Here is a 13461-nt window from a genome sequence, read left to right on the forward strand (position 1 = left end):
GGCGGTCATTCAGGCTATTTCTACGGGCACCCGTTTTGCCAGCGCACACATCAGTTCGTACCCGATCGTCCCGGAAGCGTGAGCGACGTCATCGATCTTGACCTGTTCCCCCCACAGTTCGACCTTTGAGCCGATCTGCGCACGCGGGCACGGTGTCAAATCGACAGTGAGCATGTCCATCGAAACACGGCCCACCACCTGCGTCATGACGCCGTCGATTGCGATTGGCGTACCCGTCGATGCGTGCCGTGGATATCCGTCCGCATACCCGCATGCGACCACACCAATGCGCATCTCGCGGTTCGCAGCGAAGGCACGGCCGTACCCAACCGTTTCCTCCGCCGACAATGACTGCACACCGATCACTTCGCTCCTGAGCGTCATCGAAGCGCGCAAGCCCACGTCGTCAATGTGACGCGACTGGCCGGTGGGCGAACCGCCATACAGCACGACACCTGGTCGCACCCAGTCACGATGCGCCTGGGGATGCCACAAAACGGCCGCTGAATTCGCGAGGCTTCGTTGACCCGGTATATCTTGAGTCACCGCATCGAAGCGATCCATCTGCCACGCCACGTCGCCATCGTCAGCATTCGCGAAATGGCTCATCAACGTGATGTCCGCAATACCCGGAATCGATCTGGCCTGCTCCCACGCGGTGCGGTACGCGTCGGGCCGGAATCCGAGGCGATTCATCCCGGAGTTCATCTTCAGATGCACGTTGACGCGCTCATGCGACGACGACAGGCGCAACAGATCGAGTTGCTCACGGCAATGCACGGTCATGGAAAGATCGAACTGCTGGGCGATTTGCACGTCACCTGGCTTGAACACGCCTTCCAGAAGAAGGATCGGCTTGGCCCAACCCAACTCACGCACGCGGACCGCTTCGTCGAGATCGAGCAATGCAATGCCGTCGGCATTCGCGAGTGCCGGGAAAACGCGATCGATTCCGTGTCCGTATGCGTTGGCTTTGACCACGGCCCAAGCCCGTGATCGAGATGCCCGTTGCTTGACGATGGAGAGGTTGTGGCTGACTGCGGCGGGATGAATCTGTGCAACGATCGGGCGTGGCATAGGAGGCGTTGAGGGCTGGTTTGAAAAGGGAATGGATGCCCGTTGGTAAAGACCAGTGTTACGGTCTATGGGCAGCTTTTTCCACTATCGTATCCAGCTCAAGCCAGTTTTTGTTACTGTATTGTTTTGATTTTTGGGTTTATCTATCCCTACTCACACGTTACGGGTTCACGCCGGTCGCGCGGCAATAGAAAGTCCGCAGGCTGACGGGCCACGGCGTTCGCTGCATGTCCAGTTGCCGCTGCGACCATGACCGCAGTGACCCGTCACAACGCAGCATCCAACTCACGGATCGTCTGGTAAAGAACCCGCGTGCCGTCGAGCAACTGCTGTGGCTCGATCCACTCCTCCGGACAATGACTGCGCCCGTTCAGACACGGGATGAAGATCATCCCGATGGGGCCGGTCGGCGCGACATACACCGCGTCGTGCCCCGCACCGCTCGGCAGACGCATGGTGGCGTATCCCAACGCCCCCGCTGCCCGTTCGACGGCATCCATCACAAGCGGCTGGCAGTCGGTTGGTTTGGCGCGACTGACATGCGCCGCGCTTGCGGACACGCGCAATTCAGCGAGATCAGCCGTGGCGCCGGCCATCAGGTCTTCCGGAAAACATTCGAGGATTGCGTCGCTGTCGCTGCGGACCTCCAGCATCAGTTCGACATGCCCTGGCACCGCATTCGGCACGTTCGGCGTCATCGCAATCCGGCCTATCGTCGGTGTATGTGCTGGGTGTATTCCGGAAAGCAGCAGGAGATGCGCAGGTTGCTCAGATCGCTGGATTCAATCCGTCTGGAAATCAGAAGCAGGCAGTTGGGTGCCTCGGAATCCGCAGCGTATTCTGAGGTCGAGAGGTAAGGCGGATCTGCGGTCTTCCCATTCTTAAAGCAGGTCCGGATTGACCTTGGACACTTCAGGTGCGAGCTGCAAAAGCCTGTTTGCCTGCGCGCAAATGAAGTCGGAAATCTTTCGCACCCTTGCTCGCTCGTCGTCACCGACATACACCTCGGACTGCGCAAGCCCGGGCGCAAACTTCAAGGCAGCCAAAGACATGCGCTCCAGCTCCCGCGCTAGAAGCGCCGGCCGTGTGCGGGTGCTCTGTGCGAACAGAGCAAGCTCAAACTGGGTGATTTCCTCGAGAAGGAACGCATCCCCATAAGCCATAGCCATTTCCTGGTCCACGTTCGCGTTGTCCGCGTAGGCGCTCACCGAGACCAGGTCATAAAGCGGCGCGGGTGTGAGGCGCGTGCGGCGGACGAAATACGAGATGTTTTTCCCGTGTGCGTCGCTATTGCCAATGAGCAACTGGAAAATCGCCCACCGGAGCGTGAATGACCGGGCGTGCGCTGGAAGTTCGAAGTGTTGTTGCGAGAACAGCTTCTCAAAGCTCGCGCCTTCCCGGATGTTTCGCACATCCAGCGTACGGCCATAATTGCGCTCGTACTTCAACTGCGACGGCAGGTCCAATGCCTGGCAGCCATCGATGACATGCACTCGGCCGACCGCCTTGATTTGCCCTGGATTATCCGCGTCGACTTGCGCTACCCGGTCGAATCTCTCAATAAGCAATATTGGCTCAGGAATGCGGCGGATGGCGACCGGTGCGGCCGGTAACCCCATCTGTGCGGCAAGCGTCATGCAGTAATGCTCGTTGGCGACCATGAACGGCGTAGCCGTGTTCCGCGATTCCGGCTTCAGGATATGCGTGGAGCTGAGAGAACCATCAACCAGCGAGATGCGATTGCCCTCCACCATCACCTGCAGCTTGTCCTGGTAGCCCGCAACAGACAGGCGCACTTTCTTGTCCCAGACGGGAAACGGAATCTGCTCGCGCTCCTTGATTCGCTGGCTCAACTCTTCAACAGGAATGTCTCGCCGGATGGGCTCATCGGCGGGCACCTCCCCGGCTGCCTCGTTTTCGGCGGCAGTGAAACTGAACGCGCCGACCGGCTCCTTCCCGAGCATACGAATCAGGCCAAAGATATTGTCCTTGGACATCTGCGCAAAGCCCGCGGCCACTTCGAGCGCGCGACCTTCCGGCAGCAGGTTTCCGAGAAACCGCTGCACCGCGCCGGCCGCCGGCGCCTCCCCCGTATGAAGGATGTGCGGCGAGAGCGAAAAAGCGCTCCGCTGGTCTTGCCAGGCTTGCTCGTAGCGGAAGCTGTACTGGTTCTGCACGGCATCGAAGCCGAGGTGGCCAACGGTGTCACCGTTTGTCGAAATGCGGAGGAAATGCTCCATCAGACGCTCTCCCCAGCCGAAGGCCTGAGCGCCCTCACTGCGTCCTCTGCTTCGCTGGGCGTGAGGATAAGCATCTTCAGGCCCAGTCCCTCGAGCACCTTGAACAGCTTCTCCAGGCCAACGGATTCCCCGCGCTCCACCTTTGAAAGGAGGTTGTGGCTTACGCCGACCTGGTCCGCGGCGTCATCGATGCGCAACTCGTTTCTTGCTCGCTGATTGCGCACGAGACGCCCGAGCGAAGGAAGGTCGTGCACGACTGGGTCGAGAGCATCGATTGCGCGAGGTAGTGTTCGGGCCATAGTTCACAGATTTTCACAATAATCGCAGTGTGGCGAGCTATCGATCTATAGTTCACCGATTTCTACAATTATAGCCCAATAGCTATCGACGAAGCAATAGTTCACCGATTTCTACAGTTATGACAAGAAAATGCTCGAAGCGCGGGTAGTTCACCGAAAACGACGATTATCAACACCAAGCCAATCTCAGGCGGATAGTTCACGTTTTTTCACAATTAACGTCCTTCCATAGCGAACGCGGCGGCGTGCCACAGGTTCGGGGCGGGGCGAATCCGGATGGTGATGAGTGACATGACCTCAACGGTCATGCGGGTCAGCAGAGGAAGCTCCTGGAAATGCCGGCCCAGCGCCGCGCCGCGGAACACGCGCGGCGTGCCGTTGCCCGTTATCACCCGGTTAATTGAACCGCAAATCGTGTGACTCTCGGTGCCGTAGAAAATCTCGATGGCTTCGCCGTCGGCGACACCAAGCCGACGAGGTTTTATTGCACCTGTGCTGCCTGACGTTGCGCGGCTTGCTGTTGCGCATGCTGCTTCGCAAGGTGCCTGCCGACCATGCAGCCGCCGACAGCACCAACCACAGCGTGGTGCCCCGCGTAATGCCCGGCGACCCCGCCTACCACCGCGCCCTTGAGGCAGCCTGCGGCGTTTGCCGAGCCTGCCGTTGCGAAGGCCAGCGTCGTTGCAATCAAGGCGATTCTTATCGGGCTAGCTTTCATTCGAAGTTACTCAGAGATTGGATTTTTCAGATGCGGTGGCTTGCGGCGTCGTTTCAATACCCGCGCCAATCACGATGCTCGCGCCACTCGTGCTCACGCCATGCCTGGCGGCGCCATTCACGTTCACGCCACTCGCGACGTCCGCGCCATTCACGGGCTCGCCAGTCGTCACCACCGCCGTACGCGACGGCGACAGGTGCGGGAGCATACACAACGGGCGGTGGCGGTGCGTACACTGGTTCTGCAGGCGCATAGACGGCTCCGGGGATGCCCAATCCAATGGCGACGTCGACGTGTGCCGATGCTGCCGTCGATGCTGCCAGTACTGCCAGACCGAGCGCTGCGCCGAGAATTTTCTTGTTCATCTTCGCTACTCCTCGCACATTGAGTGCAATGTCAGTGACTACGGCTCGGAGTGTAAGGAGCGATGTCGGACACATGTGAAACGGCGGTGCGAGATTCGTAACATGGGATTACTCCTGAAGGCGTACCGCGTAGGCGATACGCCTTCAGAACCTGCGTTGTGCCGTGTGGCAAGTGAACGGGGTAACGCTACCACGCAACTGAACTTGAACAGTCATGTGACGTGAACTAGCCTTAACGTCTAGCCGGAAGCAAGCCTTTGGTATCGAGCCTCGTCAGAGGTGCGAGCCCCCTGTAGCGAACGTTTGACCTATCCGGTTCCCGGCTAGCGCTGTAGGACCTGGGTAGGAAACAGGTTCGTGTCACGAGACCTCCCGTGCCGCGCCCCCGGTGATTTCTTCGGGCTGGGACATTCGTAGGCGACTTCGTCGCCCTGATGCCGTTATATCGGAGGGAGCATGTCCGTTGACAACATTAAGACCATCATCATAGTCATGATGGAGAATAGGTCTTTCGACCACGTTCTTGGCTACCTGAGCCTCAACGGGAAGGATGTCAACGGCCTCTCGGCCGACCCCACCTGGCAACAGAACTTCACGAACCTCTACGGCGACAAAACGTATGCCCTACATGCGCTTTCGCCGTCGACCCAACTTATCCCCGACCCGCCGCATGACCGCACGCCGATTTCGATGCAGATAAACACGCCGTGCGCGAATGGGGGCTGTCCCGAACTGGGTGGATTCGTCGCGAGCTATGCGACACGAAACCCTGCGCCAGCCGACCTATCGATGGTGATGGGCTACTACACGGCCGGTGCGTTGCCTACTTATGATTTTTTCGCAAAAAATTTCACGATCTGCGATAGCTGGTTTGCGCCACTTCCGACGGGAACCCAGGCAAATCGCTTGATGGCAATGGCGGGAGAGAGTGCGATTAGCGACAATGTTTCTGGTTTTCTTCCCGAGCAGTCCCTGGTTTACGACTGGCTGACCACACACGGCGCAAGTTGGTGTGTCTACCAGTCGGGAGGCTTCTTCCCGTTCTTCAGCTTGATGCCCAAGTGGTTGCCTGAGATAGTAACTTCGCTTGCCTTGCCGCTGGATGGCAATGGAGGGAGGTTCAGGCGGTATTCGCGCTTCAAGGCAGACTGGACGAACAGTAGCAATTTGCCTCAAGTCATTTTCATCGAGCCGGAATACACGGACGGGCCGCACGGGGTCCCGAATGACGACCATTCGCCTACTGGCGTCGCCCCAGGGCAAGCGTTCCTTGCCGATATTTATCAAACGATTTCTGCGTCCGAGCGATGGGATGAGACGCTGATGATTGTCACGTATGACGAGCACGGGGGATTTTTCGACCACGTAAGCCCACTTAACATTTCGACTGAGGTCGCCGGTTATCAGTTTGAAACTACTGGGCTGCGTGTACCCGCATTCCTGGTCTCGCCCTATGTCGCGCCCGGGGGCGTCTTCTCCGGTAACCTGGACCATACGTCGATACTTCAGCTTCTCGCGGATAAATTCAACGCTGGCAGCACGTACTCTGCTCCCGTCAGCGCACGCACACAACTTTCGAAGCTCAGCTCCGCTCTTTCCGAAACCAGAACGCCGGGCTCTGCACCAAAGCTAAATGTCCCCATAGCAAGCAACTCACCTGTACCGACTCCCCTCTCGCCACCGACCGGCTTCTCCGCATGCGCACAAGCCTTTCGTAGCGTCGCGCTTAAGGTTCAACAGGACCATCCGGAGTTGCTGTCTTCGCCGAACTGGGGCGACCTTGCGAGCTTTGTTGCGACATACAAGGGTGGGGCGTGAATTGGCGCGAAGTCTCCGGCTACAAAGAAGGCCGTTTCTGCTCTCAAGAAGGTCGCTGCGAAGAAGGCAACAAGCGAGAAACTTACTGACGCATCTCGACGAACCAAGGCGCCTGCTCTCTCAGGCACTTTGCATTTCAGTGCCAGGTCGCGGAACGCCTCACTTGCGCTAGACTGGTTTGGGCAACCGGAAGGAGACTTGGATGATACGCAAGACGCTCAATGCCTCGCAGCTTCAGCAGGAGGTCAACCGGCGAATCCATCGACTGCAGGAAATCGTCGAGGATGGCGTGAAGATTCGTGTGCCGCGGCCGCAGTTGCAAGAGGCTGACAAGACGGGCTGCAACTGGAACATGACCCACTTCGGCAACGCGGTCGGCTTCGAGCGCGACATCGAGGGCGTGCTCAAGGCCGTGCGTGCGGAATACAACCTCAATACCGAAGTGAAAGACACAGACACCGGCAACCCGTTTGGGGACTAACCGCGAACGACATCGATTCGTTGTTCGTTTGTGACGGCGTGGGCACGAATGATGCACTTATCTCAAACGGTCTGCCTCGCGGCGCCCCGTCGCAGATATTCCTCGCTTTGAAACGTCAGCGCAGCGTCCGGAAACTCACGCGAACTTCTTCCGTGAACGCCTGCGGCTGTTCCCACGCCGCAAAGTGCCCGCCTTTCGGAAGCCGGTTATAGTGAATCAGCTTCTGATAAGCGTGCTCCGTCCAGCTCTGCGGCGCTGCGTAGATTTCATCCGGAAACACGCTGACGGCAACGGGAATCGCAACGTGCTTCGGCGCGAAGAAGTTTAACTTGTTCTCCCAATACAGCCGTGCCGACGAAACGGCCGTATTCGTCACCCAGTAGAGCGTGACGTTGTCGAGCACGTCATCTCGCGTCAGGCCCTCGCTCTGACCGTCAAAGACGCGGGCAATCATCGCCTGACTCGCGGCGTCGTGATCGAGCATCCATGCAGCGAGGCCGATAGGCGAATCTTCGATCCCATACAGCGTCTGCGGACGGTTCGCCATCTCTTGCGCATAGCCGAGACCGTGCCTGTAGAAGTAGTCGAGCTGATCGAACGCGTGCTTCTCATCCGGCGAGAGGCTGGCCGACGGCGAATTTCCGTACTTCAGTGTATTGGCAATGTCGTCCGGTACGGTGGCCGGCATGTTGGTATGAATGCCCAGCAGTTCCGGTGGCGCGATGAGCGCCATCTGTTCCGTGACCGCATTGCCCCAGTCGCCTCCTTGCGCCACGTAGCGCGTGTATCCAAGGCGCTTCATCAACGCGATCCACGCGCGCGCGATACGTGCAGGATCCCAGCCCGTCGCAGTCGGCTTGCCTGAGAAGCCGTAGCCCGGCAACGAAGGGATCACTACGTCGAAAGCGTCCGAGGCATTTCCACCATGTGCCGTTGGATTGGTCAACGGATCGATGATCTTCAACTGCTCGATGATCGAGCCAGGCCATCCGTGCGTGACGATGACCGGTAACGCATTCTGATGTTTCGAACGAACGTGGATGAAATGAATGTCTAGCCCATCGATCTCGGTGACGAATTGCGGCAGCGAATTCAATCTCGCTTCGACCTTACGCCAGTTGTAATCTGTCGACCAATACTGCGCGAGCTTTTGCATCGTCGCAAGCTGCACGCCTTGCGATGCATCCGTGACCGTTTCGCGTTCCGGCCAACGTGTCGACTTGATGCGTCTGCGCAAATCGACGAGTTGTGATTCCGGCACATGCACACGAAGTGGACGGATCGTGGTTTTGTCGCCGCCCCCCGCTGGGGCAACTTCGGCAATGGATTGACTCGGTTCCGCAAAGGCGTACCGGCTCAGTGAGGCCGCAGCAAGGGACGCCGTTGCCATACCAATGAAACGACGACGCGACGGCGCATGGGGATCGATAATATCTAACACGCAAACTCCTACATCAACTTAGTAATCTTAACGATAAATTAAAAGACACAATTTATTGACTATCTCGTCCGCTTCACGTTCCTTATTTCGTCACAACCCCCTTGCTTGCCGCCGCGATGATCGCATCGGCAACAGCCTTCGGATGACTCAGCATTGCGACGTGACTCGAATCGACATGAATCGTCGTTGCGCCGATCTCCCTTGCCATTGCTTCCTCTGCGCGCGGATCGATCATGCGATCCTGGTCGGCGACCACGAACCAGGACGGCTTCGTGTGCCACGCAGCGATACTCACCTTGTCGTCCAGACAGCCCGCGAACCACGGTCCTTGCGTCGTCGCGAGGACACGTGCTTGCGCCGTCGGCAGATCCTGGGCGAAATCATTGATCACCGCGTTGGTGGACAACGTCAGGAAGTTTGCGGAGTCTTTCCTCAGTTCGCCTGCCCAGACCGGGGCCGGCTGGTTTTTCATCATGTCGTTGACCGATGCGCCGCTGTCCGGAACGAGAGCAGCTACATACACGAGCGCCTTGACTTTGTCGTCGTCGCCAGCCTGAGTGATCACGAAACCGCCCCACGAATGCCCTACGAGCACAACGGGGCCAGTTTGCTGTTCTATTGCGCGCCTCGTTGCCGCCGTGTCATCCGCGAGCGAGCTGAGCGGGTTCTGAACTGAAACCACATGAAGACCACGCGCCTCGAGCAGCGGGATCACCCTATCCCAGCTTGATCCGTCAGCGAAAGCCCCGTGCACAAGGACGACGTTCGTTCCTTTCAGGTCCTGCGGCGGGGCAGCATGGGCCGCGTGCAGCGCGAACACGCTGCCAAGCAGAAGCGCGGACGTGAGATATCTCTTCAACAGAAGATACATGATGGAATCCTTACCAAATGTGTGGAGTGAGCAGGTAGCATCGCAGGCAGCTCGCGCGGAACCGGGTCGGTCAAATGACCGGCACCACCTCTGTCGGTCGAGAAGCCGGCTGGATTTCTGTCCTTAAGGCGCGGCACGTGAACGCTTAGTAGCTTGCGACTTCGATCACTGCGTCCGCAAAGGCCTTGGAGGCTTCCTGCGGCAGGTTGTGACCGATTCCACCTGTGATGCTGCGGTGCGCGTATTTGCCGACGAACTTCTTCGCATACGCCTCAGGCTCCGGATGCGAAACGCCGTTCGCGTCGCCTTCAAGGGTGATCGTCGGCACGGCGATGACCGGCGAGGCCAGAGGACTAGTGGCCGTTGAGCAATGCAACACATAGGGCCACCCCGAAAGCGTACGTTCCCAGGGCCCCGATCGCTCGGGCTGGATTGGGCTTCGACATGGACGGCCAGGCAACTAGCGCGACCACCAGGAGCAAGCGGCAGGCAGTTGCGCCTACCATGCACCAGAGTTCCCAGTGATGCGGATGCTGAGAGCCGAGGTACAAAAAGAGCACCGCGAAGAATGGAGCGTACTCGGCGGTGTTGCCGTGAGCGCGAACCAGTTTGCTTAGCAACTGATCAGGCTCAGGTGCGTAGCCACTCAGCACGCCAACGCGAAAGCGCAGGATAGAAATGGAGAGTCCGAGAGCGAACAGGAGGAGGCCAAGGGCAGCGGTACAGGCCAGTGCGATGCTATTCATTCGATACTCCTTGCCTGGCGCCCGGTAACCACGGCGGTGCCCTTTGACTGCTTCTGGATCATGTGAAATCTCCCTGGAAGATGAACGCTCTTTCGACATGCCTATCGTAAGGCCCTGGACGATGGCTTGAAAGACGTAAATCCGATGTTTTAGGACAACCAATGCTTTCGGACATGTCCCGGAATTGCATCATTGCTGGCGCAGGACTATGATTGGCTCAAATTGCCGATATCTGCATTTTGGGACATCCTATGAAGACCGTTGCCTTGTTGCTCTTCCCGGGGTTCGAGATCCTCGACCTCGCCGTCATTGCCGTGTTCGAGTTGGCGAACAAGGAACTCGGGTACGAGTCGTATCGGCAAGTCCGGCTGTCCGAAGCCGGGGGGCCGGTTCCAAGCTACTCGGGCGCAACGGTAGACTCGCGCAAGTTCCGGAACGCCGCGTTCGATACGCTGCTGGTCCTCGGCGCCATCCCCGCCCCGACTTCCACACCGAGGATGAGGTCATTCCTGAAGCGCGCCGAACAGGCTTGCAGGCGAGTGGGCAGCATCTGCACCGGCGCGTTCATTCTCGCGGAAGCAGGGGTCCTCGACGGCCGCCGTGCAACGACCCACTGGTCCGCGGCTCAGGAGCTTCAGCGGCGACACCCGGACGTGAAGGTTCTGCCGGACCGAATCTTCACGAATGACGGCGGCGTGTGGACATCGGCTGGCATGACCGCATGCATCGACCTGGCTTTGGCCATGGTCGAAGAAGACCATGGAGAGGAGGTGGCGAAGGTCGTGGCGAAGAAACTGGTGGTCTACCACCGGCGTACCAGCGGCCAGTCCCAGTTCTCGGCGCTGCTGGAGCTTCAGCCCAGATCAGACCGCATACAGAAGGTGCTTTCATTCGCCAGAGCTAACCTTCACCTGGATCTTTCCGTGGAGGTCATCGCTGACGCCGCGCATGTGAGCCCAAGACAACTGAGCCGAATCTTCAAGATTGAGACCGGACAGTCTCCTGCGCAGGCAGTGGAGAAACTGCGCGTCGATGTCGCTCGCAGCCTCGTCGACGCTGGGGAGCTCTCACTTACAGTCATCGCCAGGGAGACCGGTTTCGGCGACACCGAAAGGATGCGCAGAGCATTCGTCAGGACGTTGGGCCAACCTCCCCAGACCATCCGCCGGGTTGCAAGGCAGCAAGCTGCCTAGCCAGGCGGGCCCCTCGCACTGTGGGTTTTTCCCGTTGGGGGCGCGGTGTCGTCCAGGTACTCGATTCCAGGTACGCGATGCGCAGTTTTCAGATGCTGTATTTCCTTAGAGGAATGGCGAGATGTTCGCTATTGCACGCGTCACGTAGGTCTCCTTCTCTCCCACCGGGGCGACATATTGAATCGCGTTGCGTGCAGCCTCGACACCCTCCAGACGCGCGATGAACCAGGCCGCCAGATACTGCGACGACAGGCACCCGCCTGCCGTCGCGACGTTCTGCTTCGCCACGAACGGCTGGTTGAGCACCGCCACGCCGGCTTCTTCGACCCACGGTTTGGTGGTCACGTCCGTACACGCCGGAACGTCGTCCAGCAGGCCCAGCTTCGCAAGTATCAGCGTGCCCGAGCACTGCGCGCCGAGCAACTGGCGCGTCGGGTCGAGCCTTAGCTGCGACATCAACTCGGCATCGGCAGCAACGTCCCGGGTCTTTATCCCGCTGCCGACCAGCACCGCGTCGGCCTCGCATGCGTCCTGCAGCGACGCTTGCGCCTCCAGCGCCACGCCGTTCATCGACCGCACCCTCGATGACGGGCTTGCGATCGAAACCCGCCAGCCGGGCTTTTTGACCCGGTTGAGGATGTTTAGCGCGATCAGCGAGTCTAGTTCGTTAAAGCCCTCAAAGGTCAGGATGGCGATGTGCATGACGTCCTCGTGCGGGTGGAGAAGTTGTGACGAACCATGCTAGAGCCGATAATTAATACAATCAAATAATTGTCATGGATACATTCGGATATGGCTCAGCCGCGCTACAAGCAACTGGTCGACCGTCTCGCGGCCGATATCCGTGCAGGCCGTCTGCGTCCCGGGACGCGTCTGCCAACGCACCGCGACCTCGCTGTTCGCGAAGGTCTGGCTCTGGTCACGGCCACGCGTGTTTATGCGGAGCTGCAGGAGATGGGTTTGGTGAGCGGCGAAACCGGCCGTGGCACATTCGTCAAGGAGGCGCTCCCTCGAGGTCAGGGCATCGACCTGAGTGCGTGGAGCGCGGACACAGTAGACCTGAGCTTCAACTATCCGTCGTCGCCCGGCCAGACTGACCTGCTCAGGGCGGCGCTGCGCCAACTCGCTGTTGGAGGTGACCTGGAGTCTCTGCTTCGATACCAGCCCCACGGCGGGCGCGAGCACGAGCGCGCGACGGCGGCGCGCCACCTGGCCAGCCGGGGGCTGCCAGCAACGGTCGAAACGACATTGCTCGTGAGCGGCGCACAGCACGGGTTGACGACGAGCGCCATGGCGTTACTCGAGCCCGGCGACGTCGTGGCGGTGGACGCGCTGACGTACCCGGGATTCAAGCTCGCTGCCGAGGCCAATCGGCTGGAACTCGCGCCGATCCCGGCCGCTGGGCGCGGCCCCGATCTGGACGCATTGGCGGCTCTGTGCAAGCAACGACGAGTACGCGCCGTCTACGTCATGCCGACGCTGCACAACCCGCTTGGCTGGGTGATGAGCGCGACGCGATGTCGGGACCTTGTCGCCATCGCCCGGCACCACGGACTGATACTCATCGAAGACGGGGCCTACGCATTCCTGGCTGAAGGCGCGCCGCCTCCGTTGGCATCGCTTGCGCCGGAGACGACGGTCTATGTATCGAGCTTGTCGAAGAGTGTCGCGACAGGGCTGCGCGTCGGTTTCGTCTGTGCACCGGGCGAATGGATTCCCAAGCTCGAACGGGCGATCCGGGCAACAACCTGGAACACCCCGGCGATCATGACGGCCATCGGCTGCGGCTGGATGGAAGACGGCACGGTGACTCGGCTTGAAGAGGAGAAGCGACGCGATGCCGCGATGCGTCAGAGCCTCGTCGCCGACATTCTGGGCCCGTTGAAGAGGGTCGGCCATCCCTGTTCGTACTTCGTGTGGCTCCCTCTGGCGCAGGAAGTTCGCGCGGACGAGATTGCGATGGCGTTGATGCGCGAGCGGGTTTCCGTGTCGACAGCCCTGCCGTTCTCGACGTCGGCTCATGTGCCTCACGCCATCCGATTGGCAATCGGGTCCGTCGACCTCGCTACGCTCACGCGGTCCCTGGAAACGGTGGCCCGAGTTATCGCCGAACGGACCTACTGACCGTCAGTCGCGCCTGATTGATGCCGTCTTACTTCAACCTTCGATCAAGCTTCATCCGCTCCCGCCAATCGCGACCGCCGAGCGGCCC

At 59.6% G+C, this 13461-nt stretch carries 13 protein-coding genes and 3 pseudogenes; 5 read left to right on the top strand and 11 right to left on the bottom strand.

Annotation, left to right across the window (positions count from 1 at the left end):
* Positions 1–9 precede the first annotated feature (9 nt).
* Positions 10–1077 carry an alanine racemase gene (gene alr / locus M0D67_RS32710; protein WP_171928684.1) on the bottom strand — a complete coding sequence of 356 codons (1068 nt, stop codon included), beginning with the start codon at positions 1075–1077 and terminating at the stop codon, positions 10–12.
* Between the two features lie 266 nt (positions 1078–1343).
* Positions 1344–1793 (bottom strand): annotated as a pseudogene (locus M0D67_RS32715) (M20/M25/M40 family metallo-hydrolase); the annotation flags it as partial.
* Here M0D67_RS32715 and M0D67_RS32720 point away from each other — a divergent pair.
* A pseudogene (locus M0D67_RS32720) lies at positions 1790–1921 on the top strand (porin); the annotation flags it as partial. The pseudogenes M0D67_RS32715 and M0D67_RS32720 sit on opposite strands and share 4 nt — an antisense overlap.
* A gap of 37 nt (positions 1922–1958) precedes the next feature.
* Here the strand turns inward: M0D67_RS32720 and M0D67_RS32725 are convergent.
* The 4 genes from M0D67_RS32725 to M0D67_RS32740 form a co-directional block, all read right to left on the bottom strand.
* Entirely contained in the window at positions 1959–3317 is a 1359-nt protein-coding gene (locus tag M0D67_RS32725) for a HipA domain-containing protein (protein ID WP_266241064.1), read from the bottom strand.
* Positions 3317–3571 (bottom strand): helix-turn-helix domain-containing protein, encoded by a 255-nt coding sequence (locus M0D67_RS32730; protein ID WP_233465055.1) that lies wholly within the window; start codon positions 3569–3571, stop codon positions 3317–3319. Before M0D67_RS32730 ends, M0D67_RS32725 begins: the two co-directional genes overlap by 1 nt.
* Before the next feature lie 526 nt (positions 3572–4097).
* A complete protein-coding gene (locus M0D67_RS32735) occupies positions 4098–4334 on the bottom strand; it encodes a hypothetical protein (RefSeq protein WP_171928686.1) in 237 nt (78 codons plus the stop codon).
* A gap of 53 nt (positions 4335–4387) precedes the next feature.
* Entirely contained in the window at positions 4388–4699 is a 312-nt protein-coding gene (locus M0D67_RS32740) for a hypothetical protein (protein WP_266241065.1), read from the bottom strand.
* Between the two features lie 456 nt (positions 4700–5155).
* Here M0D67_RS32740 and M0D67_RS32745 point away from each other — a divergent pair, with 456 nt between their 5' ends.
* On the top strand, positions 5156–6517 hold the full coding sequence (locus M0D67_RS32745; protein ID WP_171928688.1) for an alkaline phosphatase family protein: 1362 nt from the start codon (positions 5156–5158) through the stop codon (positions 6515–6517).
* Between the two features lie 202 nt (positions 6518–6719).
* Positions 6720–6998 carry a hypothetical protein gene (locus M0D67_RS32750; protein WP_171928689.1) on the top strand — a complete coding sequence of 93 codons (279 nt, stop codon included), beginning with the start codon at positions 6720–6722 and terminating at the stop codon, positions 6996–6998.
* Between the two features lie 115 nt (positions 6999–7113).
* Here M0D67_RS32750 and M0D67_RS32755 read toward each other — a convergent pair whose 3' ends face one another.
* From M0D67_RS32755 to M0D67_RS32770, 4 genes and pseudogenes are all read right to left on the bottom strand, one after another.
* The gene (locus tag M0D67_RS32755) at positions 7114–8388 is read right to left on the bottom strand and encodes an epoxide hydrolase family protein (RefSeq protein WP_171928701.1); all 1275 of its coding nucleotides are present in this window, start codon (positions 8386–8388) and stop codon (positions 7114–7116) included.
* Between the two features lie 133 nt (positions 8389–8521).
* Entirely contained in the window at positions 8522–9310 is a 789-nt protein-coding gene (locus M0D67_RS32760) for an alpha/beta fold hydrolase (protein WP_154565745.1), read from the bottom strand.
* A gap of 145 nt (positions 9311–9455) precedes the next feature.
* Positions 9456–9653 (bottom strand): annotated as a pseudogene (locus M0D67_RS32765) (alpha/beta hydrolase); the annotation flags it as partial.
* Positions 9654–9663: 10 nt separating this feature from the next.
* A complete protein-coding gene (locus tag M0D67_RS32770; RefSeq protein ID WP_154565744.1) occupies positions 9664–10056 on the bottom strand; it encodes an MAPEG family protein in 393 nt (130 codons plus the stop codon).
* 251 nt (positions 10057–10307) lie between these two features.
* Here M0D67_RS32770 and M0D67_RS32775 point away from each other — a divergent pair, with 251 nt between their 5' ends.
* Positions 10308–11249: a GlxA family transcriptional regulator gene (locus M0D67_RS32775; RefSeq protein ID WP_154565743.1), complete on the top strand. Its 942-nt coding sequence runs from the start codon at positions 10308–10310 to the stop codon at positions 11247–11249.
* Between the two features lie 105 nt (positions 11250–11354).
* On the opposite strand, the gene M0D67_RS32780 is transcribed toward M0D67_RS32775, so the two are convergent.
* Positions 11355–11951 (bottom strand): DJ-1/PfpI family protein, encoded by a 597-nt coding sequence (locus M0D67_RS32780; RefSeq protein ID WP_171928690.1) that lies wholly within the window; start codon positions 11949–11951, stop codon positions 11355–11357.
* 90 nt (positions 11952–12041) lie between these two features.
* Between M0D67_RS32780 and M0D67_RS32785 the strand changes: the two genes are divergently transcribed.
* The gene (locus M0D67_RS32785; protein WP_171928691.1) at positions 12042–13373 is read left to right on the top strand and encodes a PLP-dependent aminotransferase family protein; all 1332 of its coding nucleotides are present in this window, start codon (positions 12042–12044) and stop codon (positions 13371–13373) included.
* The last annotated feature ends 88 nt before the right edge of the window (positions 13374–13461 follow it).

The organism is Paraburkholderia sp. SECH4, assembly GCF_030511745.1.
In the GTDB taxonomy this organism is placed as follows: Bacteria; Pseudomonadota; Gammaproteobacteria; order Burkholderiales; family Burkholderiaceae; genus Paraburkholderia; species Paraburkholderia madseniana.